Source organism: Streptomyces sp. NPDC002886 (assembly GCF_042888445.1).
Taxonomy (GTDB): Bacteria; Actinomycetota; Actinomycetes; order Streptomycetales; family Streptomycetaceae; genus Streptomyces.
Genome location: NZ_JBIAPV010000019.1, coordinates 51,084 through 65,636, shown reverse-complemented (window position 1 = coordinate 65,636; position 14,553 = coordinate 51,084). Strand labels below are relative to the sequence as shown.

The 14,553-nt window shown below is 70.6% G+C and carries 14 protein-coding genes and 1 pseudogene; 13 read left to right on the top strand and 2 right to left on the bottom strand.

What is annotated here, in order from left to right; genetic code table 11:
- Window positions 1-45: 45 nt before the first annotated feature.
- Window positions 46-537: pseudogene (locus ACFYYB_RS41305) on the bottom strand (ABC transporter substrate-binding protein); the annotation flags it as partial.
- Between ACFYYB_RS41305 and ACFYYB_RS41300 the strand changes: the two are divergent.
- From ACFYYB_RS41300 to ACFYYB_RS41290, 3 genes are all read left to right on the top strand, one after another.
- On the top strand, window positions 536-1,288 hold the full coding sequence (locus ACFYYB_RS41300; RefSeq protein ID WP_389443743.1) for an ABC transporter ATP-binding protein: 753 nt from the start codon (window positions 536-538) through the stop codon (window positions 1,286-1,288). The pseudogene ACFYYB_RS41305 and the gene ACFYYB_RS41300 sit on opposite strands and share 2 nt — an antisense overlap.
- Before the next feature lie 5 nt (window positions 1,289-1,293).
- Window positions 1,294-2,664: an FtsX-like permease family protein gene (locus ACFYYB_RS41295; RefSeq protein ID WP_389443741.1), complete on the top strand. Its 1,371-nt coding sequence runs from the start codon at window positions 1,294-1,296 to the stop codon at window positions 2,662-2,664.
- Between the two features lie 145 nt (window positions 2,665-2,809).
- On the top strand, window positions 2,810-4,042 hold the full coding sequence (locus ACFYYB_RS41290; protein WP_389443739.1) for a sensor histidine kinase: 1,233 nt from the start codon (window positions 2,810-2,812) through the stop codon (window positions 4,040-4,042).
- Between the two features lie 9 nt (window positions 4,043-4,051).
- Here the strand turns inward: ACFYYB_RS41290 and ACFYYB_RS41285 are convergent, their stop codons facing one another.
- Window positions 4,052-4,717 (bottom strand): response regulator, encoded by a 666-nt coding sequence (locus ACFYYB_RS41285; protein ID WP_389443737.1) that lies wholly within the window; start codon window positions 4,715-4,717, stop codon window positions 4,052-4,054.
- A 298-nt stretch (window positions 4,718-5,015) separates the two neighbouring features.
- On the opposite strand from ACFYYB_RS41285, the gene ACFYYB_RS41280 reads away from it, so the two are divergent.
- From ACFYYB_RS41280 to ACFYYB_RS41235, 10 genes are all read left to right on the top strand, one after another.
- The gene (locus ACFYYB_RS41280) at window positions 5,016-5,285 is read left to right on the top strand and encodes a hypothetical protein (protein WP_389443735.1); all 270 of its coding nucleotides are present in this window, start codon (window positions 5,016-5,018) and stop codon (window positions 5,283-5,285) included.
- A gap of 177 nt (window positions 5,286-5,462) precedes the next feature.
- The gene (locus tag ACFYYB_RS41275) at window positions 5,463-6,047 is read left to right on the top strand and encodes an HNH endonuclease (RefSeq protein WP_389443733.1); all 585 of its coding nucleotides are present in this window, start codon (window positions 5,463-5,465) and stop codon (window positions 6,045-6,047) included.
- Entirely contained in the window at window positions 6,044-6,376 is a 333-nt protein-coding gene (locus ACFYYB_RS41270) for a hypothetical protein (protein ID WP_389443731.1), read from the top strand. The genes ACFYYB_RS41275 and ACFYYB_RS41270 overlap by 4 nt, the downstream gene beginning before the upstream one ends.
- A gap of 483 nt (window positions 6,377-6,859) precedes the next feature.
- Window positions 6,860-8,053 (top strand): branched-chain amino acid ABC transporter substrate-binding protein, encoded by a 1,194-nt coding sequence (locus ACFYYB_RS41265; protein WP_389443729.1) that lies wholly within the window; start codon window positions 6,860-6,862, stop codon window positions 8,051-8,053.
- 6 nt (window positions 8,054-8,059) lie between these two features.
- The gene (locus ACFYYB_RS41260) at window positions 8,060-8,980 is read left to right on the top strand and encodes a branched-chain amino acid ABC transporter permease (protein ID WP_389443727.1); all 921 of its coding nucleotides are present in this window, start codon (window positions 8,060-8,062) and stop codon (window positions 8,978-8,980) included.
- Window positions 8,977-10,386: a branched-chain amino acid ABC transporter permease gene (locus ACFYYB_RS41255; protein ID WP_389443725.1), complete on the top strand. Its 1,410-nt coding sequence runs from the start codon at window positions 8,977-8,979 to the stop codon at window positions 10,384-10,386. Before ACFYYB_RS41260 ends, ACFYYB_RS41255 begins: the two co-directional genes overlap by 4 nt.
- Window positions 10,387-10,475: 89 nt before the next feature.
- Entirely contained in the window at window positions 10,476-11,258 is a 783-nt protein-coding gene (locus ACFYYB_RS41250; protein WP_389443723.1) for an ABC transporter ATP-binding protein, read from the top strand.
- Entirely contained in the window at window positions 11,255-12,013 is a 759-nt protein-coding gene (locus tag ACFYYB_RS41245; RefSeq protein WP_389443721.1) for an ABC transporter ATP-binding protein, read from the top strand. The genes ACFYYB_RS41250 and ACFYYB_RS41245 overlap by 4 nt, the downstream gene beginning before the upstream one ends.
- Window positions 12,014-12,232: 219 nt before the next feature.
- Window positions 12,233-12,889: a hypothetical protein gene (locus ACFYYB_RS41240; protein ID WP_389443719.1), complete on the top strand. Its 657-nt coding sequence runs from the start codon at window positions 12,233-12,235 to the stop codon at window positions 12,887-12,889.
- A gap of 472 nt (window positions 12,890-13,361) precedes the next feature.
- Complete coding sequence (locus tag ACFYYB_RS41235) at window positions 13,362-14,165, top strand: metallophosphoesterase (RefSeq protein WP_389443717.1); 804 nt, start codon at window positions 13,362-13,364, stop codon at window positions 14,163-14,165.
- Window positions 14,166-14,553 lie beyond the last annotated feature (388 nt).

The following is a 14,553-nucleotide window of genomic DNA, read 5'->3' as shown; positions in this document are numbered from 1 at the left end:
GCTGGTGGCGCCGGGCGTGATCATCATGACGCCCTCGTCCTCGTAGATGTCCGAGGCCGGCTGGGTCGCGGACGATGCGATGTGGCCGACAATGAACCGCACGCCGTCGTTGACCACCTTGTTGGCCACAGCAACGGCCTGCCTCGGGTCTGCGGCGTCGTCGTACTCCTTGCCCTCCAGCATCTTCCCGTCGACGCCGCCCTTGGCGTTGATGGCCTGTTTGGCGCCGACGAACAGCTGCGCGCCGTATGCCGCCACCGGGCCGGTCTTGGGACCGGCGATCGCGATCGTGTCCGCCCTGGCGGGCGCCGCGCAGCTCTGAGCCTTGGCCCCCTCGCCCGCCGCGCTGAACCCGGCCGGCTTCTTCGAGAGAGCCGCTCTGATCGGCTTGGTTGGGCACGTAGAGCGCCGCAGCACGGCCCGTAGTCCGGGCCAGGGCGGGTCTGTCCGGTCCGGGTGGGGGTTCGGTTTTCCGAACCCCAGGACGGGGGTGAGCACGATCGATCTCCGGGCTGCGGCCTCCCAGGATGGGGGCATGGCTGAAACGATGACGGAGATCGGGGCGGGAACTGCCGCCCGGGCGCAGGACGTGCACCGTGAGTACGGGCGCGCGGGCGCCGTGGTACGGGCGTTGCGCGGGGTGTCGGTGGACATGGTGTCCGGGACGTTCACGGCGGTGATGGGGCCTTCGGGGTCCGGCAAGACCACGTTGCTGCACTGTCTCGCGGGGATGGACCGGCCCACGCGGGGCTCGGTCTGGTGGGGCGGTACAGAGGTGTCGCGGCTCCCGGAGCGGAAGCTGGCCGTGCTGCGGCGCAGCCGGGTCGGGTTCGTGTTCCAGGCCTTCAACTTGATGCCCGCGATGACGGTGGCGCAGAACGTCGAGCTGCCCGGACGGCTGGCTGGTGAGCGGCCCGATCGGGGCCGGGTGCTGGAGGCATTGGAGCGGGTGGGGCTGGCGGGGCGTGCGGGGCACCGGCCCGGCCAGTTGTCGGGCGGGCAGCAGCAGCGGGTGGCGATCGCGCGGGCTCTGGTCTCCCGCCCCCGGGTGCTGTTCGCCGACGAGCCGACGGGCGCGCTGGACAGGGCCACCGGACACGAGATCCTCGCCCTGCTGCGCGAGGGGGTGGACCGCGATGGCGGTACCTGCGTGATGGTGACGCACGATCCGGTCGCCGCCGCGTACGCGGACCGGGTACTGCTGCTCGCCGACGGTCTGGTCGTGGAGGAGATGCAGCGCCCGAGCGCGACCAGGATCAGCGAGCGCCTGAGCCGGCTGGGCGGGTGAGGGAGATGACTCCGATCGCCCTCGGGCAGATGCGCCGGCGTCCGGCCTCCTTCGTCGGCCTGGCGGTCGCGCTGTTCCTGGCCATCGCCACGGTGACGCTCTTCGGCGGGCTGTTCGCGGCTGAGGTGACGGCCTCCAGCGCTGTGCGCGAGCAGACGGCGGGGCCGGGAGTGATGGTGATCGCCGGGGCATTCGGTGAGATCTCGGTCCTGGTCGCTTTCTTCGTGGTGGTGAACGCGTTGGGCTTCGCGATACGCCAGCAGTCCCGTGAGCTGGCCTTGCTGCGGACCGTCGCCGCGACCCCGCGCCAGGCGCGCAGGCTGGTACGCGGTCAGGTGGTGGCGACCACGCTGCTGACGGCCCTGCCGGGGTGGGCCGCCGGTGCGGTGGGGGGCCGACTCGCCCTCACCGCCTTGCAAGGGCAAGGGATGGCTGCGCCAGGCCTGCGCGTGCCGGGGACGCCTCTGCCGGCGCTGGTAGCGGTCGCGGTCGTACTCGCCGTCGGTCTGGCCGCCTCGGCCGTCGCAGCTTGGCGTGTGTCGCGGATCGCGCCCGCGGCGGCGCTGACCGCGAGTGAGACTGAGCACGCCCGTACGGGTGTCGCACGTCTGTTGGCCGGTGCCGCGGCGCTGACGGGGGGTGTCCTGCTGCTGCGGCTGGCCGCGACGCGGCCGCCGGAGCAGGTGGACAAGGCCGGGCAGGCCACACTGCTCGCCTCGCTGGTCCTGCTCGTCGCGGTGGGCCTTGCCGGGCCGCTTGCGGCGCGTGCCTTGGCGGCCGCGCTGGGTGGGCCGCTGCGGGCCGTGGCACCCGGTGCAGGCTGGCTCGCCGATGCCAACCTGCGCGGCTACGCGCGGCGGTTGTCTTCCGCCGTGGTCCCCGTGGCGCTGCTCGTGGGGCTCTCTGGAACCATGATCGTCATGACGAGCACCGCCGTGCATGCCTCGGGCCACACGGGAAGCGGGGTCGCTTCCGCCACGGACGTCTGGCTGCGCCAGGCGGAGCTGGCGCTGCTGACCTGCTTCGCCGCCGTGTCCACCATCAACACCCTGGTCGCCGTGACCGCCGACCGGCGACGCGAGTTCGCACTGCTGCGGCTCCTCGGCGCGACGCGGGCGCAGTTGCTGCGCATGCTGAGTACCGAGGCCGGACTGACCGCGGCGGTCGGGGTGCTGCTCGGCGCGGTGGTGGCGGGCGCGGCGTCGGCGGCTTTCAGTACGGCGGTGACCGGTTCGGCGCTGCCGCAGGTGCCGGCGGCCGACTGCTGGTGGATCGTCGCGGGCGCGGTGCTGCTGACCGTTCCGAGCATCCTGGCCACGGGGGTGTGGGCGGTCCGCGGTCCGGCGGCGGAGCTGGTGGGCGGCAGCCGTGACTGACCGCGCCGGCAGCTCGGCGCCGTCGGCGCGCGCGGGGACGGGTGCCGGGGCGGACACGGATACCAGGGCGGGTACGGGGACGGGTAGCGGGACGGAGACCGGCTCGGCTCTGGAGTCCTGCGGCGGGCCGGCTGGTGCTGGTGCCGTGCCGCGCGGGTACCTCTCCGTCCGGGCCGGGGAGTGGGCCTTCGCCGTGGCCGGCCTGCCGCTCGCGCTGCTCGGCGGCGTGTACGCGGTCGCCGTCGTGTACGCGGGCGCGCTGCTCTCGCTCACCGTGCTCGGCCTGCCGTTCGTAGCCCTCGCGCTGCTGGGCGCACGCGGCTGGGGCACACTCCACCGGTGGTTCCTGGACCGGTTGTTGGGTGAGTACGTCGAGACCCCGGCCGGGGTTGCCCGCCCGGGCGGTGTGCTTGCCCGCGGCCGTGCCGTGCTGGCCGACCCGGTCGCGTGGCGGACACTCCTCTACCTGGTGCTGCGGTTGCCGCTCGGCGTAGTCGGCTTCGCCGGCGCCGTGCTCCTTCCCCTCGGCTGTGGCTGGCTGGTCGGTTTCCCGCTCTGGAAACGTCTGCTGGAGCCGGGCCCGCAGCCGGTCACCTGGCTGGATCCCAGCTGTGTGGTGCTGGGCGCCGTGCTCTTGTTCGCGGTGCCCGCTGCGGTCCGGGTGCTGAGCCGGGCGGAACGCCACCTCGCGCGGCAACTGCTCAGCCCCGCACGGGCCCAGCGGCGTGTCCGGGAACTGGAGGCCGCCCGCGCCGTCCTGCTCATGGAGAACACCGACCGGCTCCGCCGCCTGGAGCGTGATCTCCACGACGGTACCCAGGCACGGCTCGTCGCCCTGGCCATCACCCTGTCCCTGGCCGACGACGCCCTCGAACCCACCGCCCCGGACCACGAACGGCTGCGCACCCTGGTGGGCCGGGCCCGCGGCCAGACCGATGAGACGATCACCGAACTGCGCCGGCTGACCCAGGGCCTGCACCCGGTGGCCCTGGAAAACGGCCTCGACCGGGCCCTGCCGGGCCTCGCCGCCGTCTGCCCGGTCCCTGTCACCATGCGGCTGGACCTGTCACCACGTCCCCATCCCGTGGTCGAACAGGCCCTCTACTTCTGCGCCGCCGAGCTGCTGGCCAACATTGCCAAGCACAGCGGTGCCCGCTCGGCCGAGCTCACGGCGGCCACCGCCGGCGGACGCGTGCGCCTGACCGTGCACGACGACGGCCGCGGCGGCGCGGCACCCGGCACCGGGGGAAAAGCCGGCGGCGGCACCGGTCTGGCGGGTCTGGCCGAGCGGCTCGCCGCGGTCGACGGCTCCCTGCGGATCGACAGCCCGCCCGGCGGGCCCACCACGATCACTGCCGAGCTGCCGACGCATCCGTGACGTCCTGGATCATCCCGCAATCTCGGACAGGTAGGCCAGGACCGCCTTGACCCGCCGGTTCTCGCTCCCCGTCGCGGGCAGGTCGAACTTGCTGAAGACCGCGGCCACGTGCTTCTCGACCGCCCGCTCGGACACGACGAGCAGGGCGGCCACGGAACGGTTCGAGTGGCCCTGCGCCATCAGCTCCAGCACCTCGCGCTCACGCGGCGTCAACGCATCCACCCGGCCACGCCGCCCACCACGCATCAACTGGGTGACCACCTCCGGATCGAGGGCCGTACCCCCTTCGGCCACCCGGTGCAACGCGTCCACGAACTCCGAGGTGCGGGCGACACGCTCCTTGAGCAGGTAACCGATGCCCGCCGCACCCTCCGCGAGCAGCCTGGACGCCCAGGCGTGCTCAACGTGCTGGGAAAAGACCAGGATGCCGGTCGCAGGGGTCCGCGCACGGATCTCAAGGGCGGCACGGATGCCCTCATCGGTATGGGTGGGCGGCATGCGGACATCCACCACCGCCACGTCCGGCCGGTGTACGGCCACGGCGTCCAGCAGCTCGGGACCGGTACCAGCAGTGGCCACCACCTCGCACCCGCGAGCCCCGAGCAACTCGACCATGCCCTCACGCAGAATGACCGAGTCCTCGGCCAGCACCACACGCAACTGTCTGTTGATCACCACCCCAGTATCCGGCGCCCGCCTCGCAACACAGCGACGGGCGGGCACCGGTCCAGCACCGGAGCGGGTCCTGTGGGGCTTCGAAACCTTCTTCACCGGTTGGCGAACAGCAGCTGCCACGCGGCTTCGCCCTGTGACCCTCGCGTTCGCTGCAGCGAGCGATGCCGTAGAGCGAAGCGCGCAGCGCACGGCGCGACCCGCACACGCTTCCAGCGCCTCACCCTCGCCTCCGGCATGGACGATGGTGGCCGGTGGCAGGCTCCGACAGGTCGAACACGGCACGTCGGAGGGATAGGGCATGAGGTTGAGCCGTCGGGAACGGACCGCCTTGGACGGCTTCCTCCTCGCCGCGGGGGTCGCCGCTATTGGCTGGGGTGCGGCTCACTACGGCTTCGACCGGACCGCGCACTGGGCCTTCGTGCTGAGCCTGCTCCTGGTGGTCGTCACGGGCTGCCGCACCGTGTTCCACGGCCTGAACCTCGTACGGCTCCCGCAGCCGCGCATTCCCGCGTCGGAGGAAGTGAGGCGTCACGCGGCCCGCCAAGCCGACATGGACCCCGATGCGTGACACAGCTCGTCGCCGTCCGGACCCGTGGGACCAGAAGGGCGCCGGGTACACCGGGCTTCTTTCGGTGGGTGCTGGGGTGGTCTTGGCGGGGTAGGCGCGCTAGGTAAAGTCACGGAGGTGTTTTCGAGATGGTTTGAGGTGGTTATGCATCGTCAGATACCTGTGGATGTCCGTACGGTGACGGCTGTTCTGCTGGCGGCAGGTCTCGAGGCCCGCAATCCGGGGGTGTCGGCCGGCGGCGACGACAAGGCGTCCCCGCCCGGTCAGGGCAAGGGCGGAGCACAGGGTGCTCAGGGAGCGCCAGCGCTCCCGGGCCTGTCGTCGACGGCGGTTGCCTCTACCCAGCTCTCCGGGTTGAAGGTGGCGGGGCAGAAGGCGATGACGGGGTACTCCCGGGAGAAGTTCACGCATTGGACCGGGCAGGGCGACAGCTGCGACACCCGCGAAGTAGTCCTGGAGTGCTCGGGCAATGGCGTGAAGCGTGACGCCGCGTGCAAGGCCGTCTCCGGCACCTGGGTGTCCGTCTACGACCAGCGGCGCAAAGAGTTCGCGAACAACCTGACCCGCCCCCAGCTCCTCGTGGTGTCCGCGGCGACGAGCCGTGCCAAGGGCGACCAAGGCCCCGAGGACTGGCAGCCCCCCGCCAAGGGCTACTGGTGCACCCATGCCACGGCGTGGACGAACGTGAAGTCCACCTACCAGCTCACGGTGACCGAGGGCGAGAAGAAGAAGCTGACCGAGATGCTGGAGACGTGCTCATGACCGACCACCAGCCCGACACCACCCCGCAGCCCGACCGCGGTGCCGTCCCGGAGGGTTCGGTCCCGTTGACCGACCATGTGAAGGCGGGCCCCGGCGGCGCGATGACCGATGAGGTCGGCGTCATCACCGGCGACGTCACCCTGACGACCGAGGCCGGCCCGGACAGTACGGCTTCGGTACGGATCCAGTACACCGGCGCCGAGGAGTGGTACACCCTCACCGGCAGCCCCACCCCGCTGCCACCCGGTGGCCTCGCCGCGTTCCACCAGCACGTTGTCGAGGCCGTGCAGGCCGGCGGTGCCGCGGAGGTGCCCGGCAGTACTTTGTGAAAGCCCGCCTGCCCACCTGCCCGCCTGCGGCATCGTCGGCTCGGTTGATGCGCAGTCCGCGCCGCGTGGCCGCGTGGGCCATGTCGGAGTGCCGGGCCCGGCACTGATTCACAGAAGACGGTCGGTCTCCCACGTCGGCCGCGCCCCATGTGCTGTGCGCGCCACGTGGCTGCCCCGAAGGCCCCGGTGCCAAGGCAATGGCACCGGGGCCTGGAGACGTTCTGATGGATCTTGCCCCTACGAGGCGGTCAGGGGAGCTGGATGGCGTTCCAGTCCCAGCTCTTGGCGGGGACGCCCACCTGCGGTGACCTCTTCAACCCCTTGGACCTGAAAAGTCCTCCCGGACTTGATCGGCTCTGGAAGTGCTCGGGGACGGCCGGGCCACCGCTGAATACGGTGCCCGAGTCACACGCCATCAACGTGTGGTTCGGGGGGTTGGGCGCAGCCACCCCTGTCGATCCACGACCGTCACAGGGAGCAGAAGTGAACCGCAAGAAGTTGTCGATGGTGTCCATGTGCGCCGCACTCGCCGTCACGGGCGCGACCGCGCTGACCGGCTGCAACAAGGGAAGCGCCGCCGGCGTCGCCGCCGACGGAAAGGCGATCTACAAGATCGGCTTCCAGGGTCCGCTCACGGGCGAGAGCTCCGCCATCGGCGTGAACATGGAGAACGGCGTCAAGCTGGCCGTCAAGCAGGCCAACGCCCGGGGCGACCTCGCCTTCCAGGTGGAGTACGCCGCGTCCGACGACGCCGGCTCCCCGGACCAGTCCCCGGCCGCGGCGCAGAAGCTCATCGACGACGAAAGCGTCCTCGGTCTGGTCGGCCCCGCCTTCTCCGGCGCGGCCAAGGCCTCGGGCCAGCTGTACTCGGAGGCCGGCCTGGTCACCGTCTCCCACGCCAGCAACCCGAGCCTGCCCGACCTCGGCTTCCGCTCCTTCGTGCGTTCCGTCCCGAACGACAACGCCCAGGGCGGTGCGATGGTCACCTACTTCACGCGGCAGCTCAAGACCAAGAAGGTCTACGTCGTCGACGACAAGAGCGACTACGGCGTCGGCCTTTCCAAGGTCGCCGAGAAGCAGCTCAAGGACGCGGGCGTCGAGGTCGTCAAGGCCAGCGTCCCGTCGAAGACCCCCGACTACACCGCCGCCGCCACGGCCGTGAAGCACTCCGGCGCCGACGCGCTGATCTACAACGGGCTCTACTCGGACGCGGCGCCGTTCGCCAAGAAGCTCAAGGACGTCGGCTTCGACAAGCCGAAGATCGCCAGCGACGGGACGTACGACAAGAAGTTCACCGAGCTGGCCGGCGACGCGGCCGAGGGCTGGCTGCTGACCTGCCAGTGCCTGGACGCCAACGTCGACCCGGGCACCAAGCAGTTCGCCGAGGACTACAAGACGGAGTACAAGGCGCAGCCCGGCCTGTACGCGGCCGAGTCCTACGACGCCGCAAACCTCATCATCGAGCAGATCAAGGCACTCGGCGGCGGCGACGGCGGCGACGTGCGGCGCGAGGCCGTTCTGGAGAAGGTGAAGAAGGCCGACTACAAGGGCCTCACGCGGCAGTTCTCGTTCAAGGAGAACGGCGAGTTCGCCGGCAACGGCATCTACCTCAGCGAGGTCAAGGGCGGCCAGATCACCCTCAAGGGCAACGTCGACACGCTGGTGAGCGCGGGCTGACGAGCGATGACACTCCTGGAATTCCGCGACTACCTGGTCCCGGGCCTCGCGCTGGGCGCGCTGTATTCCGTGATCGCCATCGGCTACACCCTGGTCTACGGCGTGCTCAAGCTGATCAACTTCGCCCACAGCGAGGTGTTCATGATGGGCGGCTTCGGAGCGCTGATCGTGCTCACCGAGGTCGCCCCGGGCCACCCCTCCGGGCTGGTGTCGGTCCTGCTCGTCCTCCTCGGGCTGGTCGTCTCCGGCCTGGTCGGGGCGGGCACCGCCTTCGGTCTGGAGAAGGTCGCCTACCGGCCGCTGCGCAAGCGCAACGCACCCGCGCTGATCTTCCTCATCAGTGCCATCGGCGCCTCGTTCTTCCTCTACAACCTCGCGGGCAAGCTCTTCGGGCGCGACCCCAAGGCCATGCCCGCGCTCTTCGACAACGGCGTGCTCTTCCACGTTCTCGGGGCACCGGTCGACGTCGTCAAGCTGCTGCTGATCGTCGCCGCGCTGGCCATGATCGTCGGCCTCGACCTGCTGGTGCGCCGTACCAGGCTGGGCTCCGCCATCCGGGCCGTCGCACAGGACCCCGAGGCCGCCGGCCTGATGGGCGTCGACATCGACAGGATCGTCTCCCGCACGTTCGTGATCGGCGGGGTCCTCGGCGGAATCGCCGGCTTCCTCTTCGGGCTCAACAGTCAGGTCTCGTTCACCATGGGCTTCATCCCCGGCATCACGGCCTTCGCCGCGGCCGTCCTCGGCGGCATCGGCAACATTCGCGGCGCCATGCTGGGCGGAATGCTCCTCGGCCTGGTCGAGACCTACAACGTGCCGCTGTTCGGCGAGGAATGGCGCTACGTCGCGGCCTTCGCGGTCCTGGTCGTCGTGCTGATGGTCCGCCCGACCGGCATCCTCGGCGCGAAGCTCGGGAGGACGGCATGAGCACGATCGACGACACGCGGGTGGCCACCCCGGGGCGGGCCGCGCACCTCCCGGGGTCCACGGGGGCGACGGGATCCACGGAATCCACGGAGTCCTTCCGCCCCACCCGACCCTCCGCCGAGGCTCTGGCGGCCCTGCGCCGGCACCGCTGGTACGAGCGTCCGCGCTGGCGCAGGCTGTGCGCCCTCACCGCCGTCGGCGTCCTGCTCGCCGTGATGACCGGCGAGCAGGGATCCGGAGCCGACCTGCTGCTCTCCCTGCGCACGACCTTCACCGGAACCGCGCTGTGGGTCTGGATCGCCGCCGCCGTCGCCCTCTGGGCGGTCGCCGAGTTCGGCGCCGCGCCGCGCCGTGCCGCGGCCTCCCGTGCCAGGACCGTCGCCGCCCCGCTGGCCAGGATCCGTCCGGCACTCGACAGCCGCCCCCGGCTGCGCGTGGCGCTGGTGGTGGCCGGGATCGCCGCGGCGGTGTTCCTGCCCCTGCTGTTCGACCGGTCCACGAACCAGGTCCTGGTCGACTGGGTCGGCATCTACATCCTGCTCGCCCTCGGACTCAACGTCGTCATCGGATGGGCCGGTCTGCTCGACCTCGGCTTCGTGGCGTTCTTCGCGATCGGCGGCTACAGCACCGCCTTCTGGAGCGGACAACTGCCCGTCAAGCCGCCGTTCGAGCTGAACCCGTTCCTGTCCATCCCCGTGGCGATGGTCACCTGCCTGCTCGCGGGCATCCTGCTCGGCGCCCCGACCCTGCGCCTGCGCGGCGACTACCTCGCCATCGTCACGCTCGGATTCCACGAGATCATCTACCTGATCGCCAAGAACGCCGAATCGGTGACGGGCGGCTCCCAGGGCGTCTTCGGCATCCCGCACTTCTCCGTGGACCTCGGCCCCGTGCAGTACCGCTGGGGCCTGGACCCGCTGGACTACCTGTGGCTGCTCATCGGCCTGATCACGGTCCTGGTGCTGCTCTTCCGCAAGCTGCTGCGCTCCAAGATCGGACGCACCTGGGAGGCCATCCGCGAGGACGAGGTCGCCGCGGCCGCGCACGGCGTGGACACGGTGAAGTACAAGCTGATGGCCTTCGCCATCGGCGCCTCGACCTCCGGAATCGCCGGCGCCGTCTACGCCAGCAAGGTCGGGTTCATCAGCCCCGAGAACTTCCCGCTGCTGTACTCGGTGCTCGTCCTCGCCTATGTGATCTTCGGCGGGATGGGCTCCATCCCGGGCGTCCTGCTGGGGGCCGCACTGCTGGCCTATCTGCCGCACGGCCTGAAGGACGTGGTGGACCAGAAGGACCGGTTCATGTACCTGGGCGCCCTGCTGGTGGTCATGATGATCTACCGCCCGCAGGGACTGCTGCCCGCCAAGCGCCGCAGGCGCACCGTCCGCACGCGGGAGACATCATGACGATCACACTGACGGAACACACGTCGCCGCCGGCACCGGCATTGGCACCTGCATCCGGCACCTCAGCCCCGGTCCTCCAGGTGTCGGGAGTGACCCTGCGCTTCGGCGGCCTGGTCTCCCTCCGTGCGGTGGACCTCACCGTACGCAGGGGGGAGATCCACGCCGTGATCGGCCCCAACGGCGCGGGCAAGACCTCCTTGTTCAACTCGCTCACTGGTGCCTACACACCACAGGAAGGGCGCGTGCTCCTGCGCACCGACGCCGGTACGGAACACAGCCTGCTCGGCCGCAAGCCCCACCACGTCAACCGGCTCGGCGTGGCCCGCACCTTCCAGAACATCCGCCTCTTCTCCGCCCTGACCGCCCTGGAGAACGTCAAGGTCGCCGCGGAGAGCGGAACCCGTTCCGGACCGCTGGGCATCCTGCTCGGCCTGCCCCGGGCGAAGGCGGAGGAACGCGCAGCCGAGGGAACGGCCCAGCGCCTGCTCGCACGGGTGGGCCTCGAGGACCGGGCCGAGGAGAGGGCCGATTCCCTCTCCTACGGCGACCAGCGCCGACTGGAGATCGCCAGGGCGCTGGCCACCGGCCCCCGGCTGCTCCTCCTGGACGAACCGGCTGCGGGCACCAACCCCACCGAGAAGCGGCAACTGGCCGAGCTGATCCGCCGTATCAACCAGGAACTCGACATCAGCGTGCTGCTGATCGAGCACGACATGCCCCTGGTGACCTCGGTGGCCGACCGGGTGACCGTGCTCAACTTCGGCAAGGTCATCGCCTCCGGACCGCCGTCCGAGGTGCAGCGCGACCCGGCGGTCGTGGAGGCCTACCTCGGCACCCCCGACACGGATTCCCGGCAAGGACGGACCCGATGACCGTAGCGACACGCCTCGCGCACAGGCTCCCCACCACGGCCCCGACGATCCTGGAACTCGCGGACCTCCACGTGTCCTACGGCGCGATCAGCGCCCTGCGGGGCATCGACATGGCCGTCCGCGAGGGGGAGGTGGTCGCACTGCTCGGTGCCAACGGCGCCGGCAAGACCACCACCCTGCGCACCATCTCCGGCCTGCACCGACCCGCCGCGGGAGCGGTGAGGTTCTGCGGGGAGCGCATCGACGGCGTCCCCTCCCACGCGGTCGTGGGCCTGGGCATCGGCCACTCGCCGGAGGGCCGCAGGGTGTTCGCCGACATGACGGTCCTGGAGAACCTCCACATGGGCGCCTACCGCTTCAAACGGACACGGCAGGAGGACCTGGAGCGGGTGTTCACCCTCTTCCCCCGCCTGGCAGAGCGGCGCACCCAGCAGGCCGGGACCCTCTCCGGCGGGGAACAGCAGATGCTCGCCATCGGACGCGCCCTGATGGGCCGCCCCGAACTGCTGCTCCTCGACGAGCCGTCGATGGGCCTGGCACCGCTGATCGTGGCCCAGATCTTCGAGATCATCAGGGAGATCAACGCCCAGGGCACCACGGTGCTCCTGGTCGAGCAGAACGCCGCCCAGGCCCTCAGGATCGCCGACCGCGGCTACGTCCTGGAGACGGGCCGGATCACCATGCACGCCCCGGCCCACGAGCTCCTCGACGATCCCCGCATCCGCGCCGCCTACCTCGGCGAGACCGTCTCCTGACACCACCGAGCACCCGCCGCTCCCAAGGGCGGACGGTCAGAGAGCCCTGCCCGCCTCCCCGACCCGCAGGGCGGCGAGCCGGGGTGTGGCCAGCACGGCCACACCCCCGGATGAGGAATCGGGCTGCGGAGTCGGCGATGGTCGGCCCATCGCTCACAGCGGACGGGAGACACCCTGCTCACCAACGACGGGTCCGGCTGCGGGGAGAACACCTCCGAGGTGTGCCCCCTGCGGCGTTGGACCACGCGCGCCGAGAAGCTCGTCCCGCGCGTGTGCGGTCTGGCCGCACGGAACTTCACCGCCACGGAATGGAGCCAGTACCTGCCGGACTGGCCGTACGAGCGGACCTGCCCGGAGTACGGCAAGCCCTCCGGCGCCGCGCCCGCCGCACAGGCCGCGGGCACGCCCTCGGGCACGCCCTCGGGCCCGGCAGGGGCCTCGGCCCCGGGCACGTCCGCCTCCAGGGCCGCACCCACCGGGCCGTCCGCACCGGCGCCGACGAGGACGGATCCGGCCGCCACGGCCACCGGATCCGCGGACCCCTACCCGCCGGGCTCCGTACCGAACGGCACGGGCGGCTGTTCGCCGGGGCAGAACGACCTGTACCGCTGCACCGTCGGCAAGCGGGGCGGCGCTCCCTACCAGGACTCCCCGTCCGGGAAGCCTCTGGCCGGAACGGTCATCCAGGGCGCACACCCGTTCCGCTGCCAGAAGCGGGGGCCGGCGCACACGTACGGAGCCTTCCACAACGACTGGTGGGCCCGGGTGGTCCTGCGCGAGGCGAACGGGGACGGCGGCTGGGTCAATGCCGTCTACCTGTCGGGGGGCGACAACGACGAGCCGGTGCCGGGACTCCCTGTCTGCCCGGCGGGCTGAGCGGGGCGGGGCCGGCTTCCTCGGGACCGAGCTGGTCCGGCACGCGATAGCAGCAGGGCACACGACCGTCGCGACGTACGGGACCAAACCCGGCCCCACTTCCCCGCCTCATGGAGCCATCTGGGAGCAAGGATTCGACAGCACGCGGCATTGCTGCTCCACAGAAGTGATGCTGTTGGCGATCTAGGTCGGCAGGACCGATGCACGAAACGCTCGTGCAACTCGTCCAGACCCGCCGCCCACGACCTGACGTCACCACGATCCCCACCCACAACCAGCCCGACGACCAGCCTGGCTACCAGTCACGCTAAACGCCGTTGCAGTACTGGTAATCAAGTTGGCCCGCCGGGCTCCGAGCAGTTCCTGCGGCTGCGTCACGGCGCGCGGCGCAACTTCTGTCGGCGGGCGCGGGAAACCGTGGCGGCTGGTACATACCCACCGCCTCAGGCAAGCCACTGGTAGCGTCCCGGCCGTGACGACCTCGAGTGCACCTCTCTATGTAGCTGCCGATATCCATGGACACCGGTCCGAATTCCAAGAAGTGCTCCGCGACGCGGGACTCGTCGACCGCACGGGGCGGTGGTCAGGCGGCAAGGCACAGCTGTGGCTGCTCGGTGACTACGTCGACCGCGGTCCGGACGGCATCGGCGTCATCGATGATGTCCGGAGACTGGCCAACGAGGCCTCGACTGCCGGTGGCCGAATAGGGGCGCTGCTGGGCAACCACGAGGTGCAACTGCTCGCCGCTCATCGTTTCGGCGGCGCAGCCGTCACAGGGTGGGACGAGCCCGGTGGATTTCGGGGTGGCTGGGCCCGTTTTGGCGGCTGTGAGGAAGATCTACGTCGCCTCTCCCCGGAGCACATCGCCTGGATGATCGACCTGCCTGCAGTCGCGCTAGTGGACGGCTACCTCCTTATCCACTCCGATACCGCTCGCTACCTGGAGTTCGGATCGGCCATCGCGGACGTCAACACCGCCGTGTCCGCCGCACTGCATTCCTCGGACACCGCCGTGTGGCTTGAGTTCTGCGAGCGGATGAGCGACCGAGGGGCGTTCCGCGACGCTGAGGTCGCGCACGCCGATGATCCGGTATCCGCCATGCTGGGCACGCTGGGTGGCGATGTACTCGTGCACGGGCACAGCACGCTCACGAAGTACTTCGGCGTGGCACCCGCGGACGTTCGGGATGTGCTGCGGTACGCCGATGGTCGAGTCGTCGCCGTTGACGGCGGTGTGTACGAGGGAGGCCGCATCCTGCTCGCCCGCCTTCACTGATTTGACGGGCTTCGGTCGCGGGGTGGCTCCCTCGGATGATCGAAGACGCTGAGAGCACCCAGCCACACTGCCCCTTCGCTGGTGAGCCGGCTCCCCTGAGCCACGGAGTCATCTGCGGCATGCAGCGGCCTGACTGCCCGGTGGCTTCACGTCGTCCGCATCACGCATGATCGAATTCCTGTGGATCGACGGTGGGATGGTGTGGTGTGGGGGACTGGCGGACCGATCCGACGTTCGCGATGTGTCGGGCACTGGTGGACGGAGAGGATCCAACCTCGTTCTCAGGCGGCCCATTCGACATCCGGGCTGTCCTGGCGACCATCCGGCCCGGGACCCTTGACGGAGCTGCTCTCGACGGCCTTCCCTGGGGAAACCTCCCTCACGGGGA

What these genes read in the sequence shown, in the direction of transcription:
- ACFYYB_RS41300 (WP_389443743.1), top strand. Translation starts at nt 536, where the DNA reads ATGGCTGAAACGATGACGGAGATCGGGGCGGGAACTGCCGCCCGGGCG.
- ACFYYB_RS41295 (WP_389443741.1), top strand. Translation starts at nt 1,294, where the DNA reads ATGACTCCGATCGCCCTCGGGCAGATGCGCCGGCGTCCGGCCTCCTTC.
- ACFYYB_RS41280 (WP_389443735.1), top strand. Translation starts at nt 5,016, where the DNA reads ATGAGGTTGAGCCGTCGGGAACGGACCGCCTTGGACGGCTTCCTCCTC.
- ACFYYB_RS41270 (WP_389443731.1), top strand. Translation starts at nt 6,044, where the DNA reads ATGACCGACCACCAGCCCGACACCACCCCGCAGCCCGACCGCGGTGCC.
- ACFYYB_RS41260 (WP_389443727.1), top strand. Translation starts at nt 8,060, where the DNA reads ATGACACTCCTGGAATTCCGCGACTACCTGGTCCCGGGCCTCGCGCTG.
- ACFYYB_RS41255 (WP_389443725.1), top strand. Translation starts at nt 8,977, where the DNA reads ATGAGCACGATCGACGACACGCGGGTGGCCACCCCGGGGCGGGCCGCG.
- ACFYYB_RS41245 (WP_389443721.1), top strand. Translation starts at nt 11,255, where the DNA reads ATGACCGTAGCGACACGCCTCGCGCACAGGCTCCCCACCACGGCCCCG.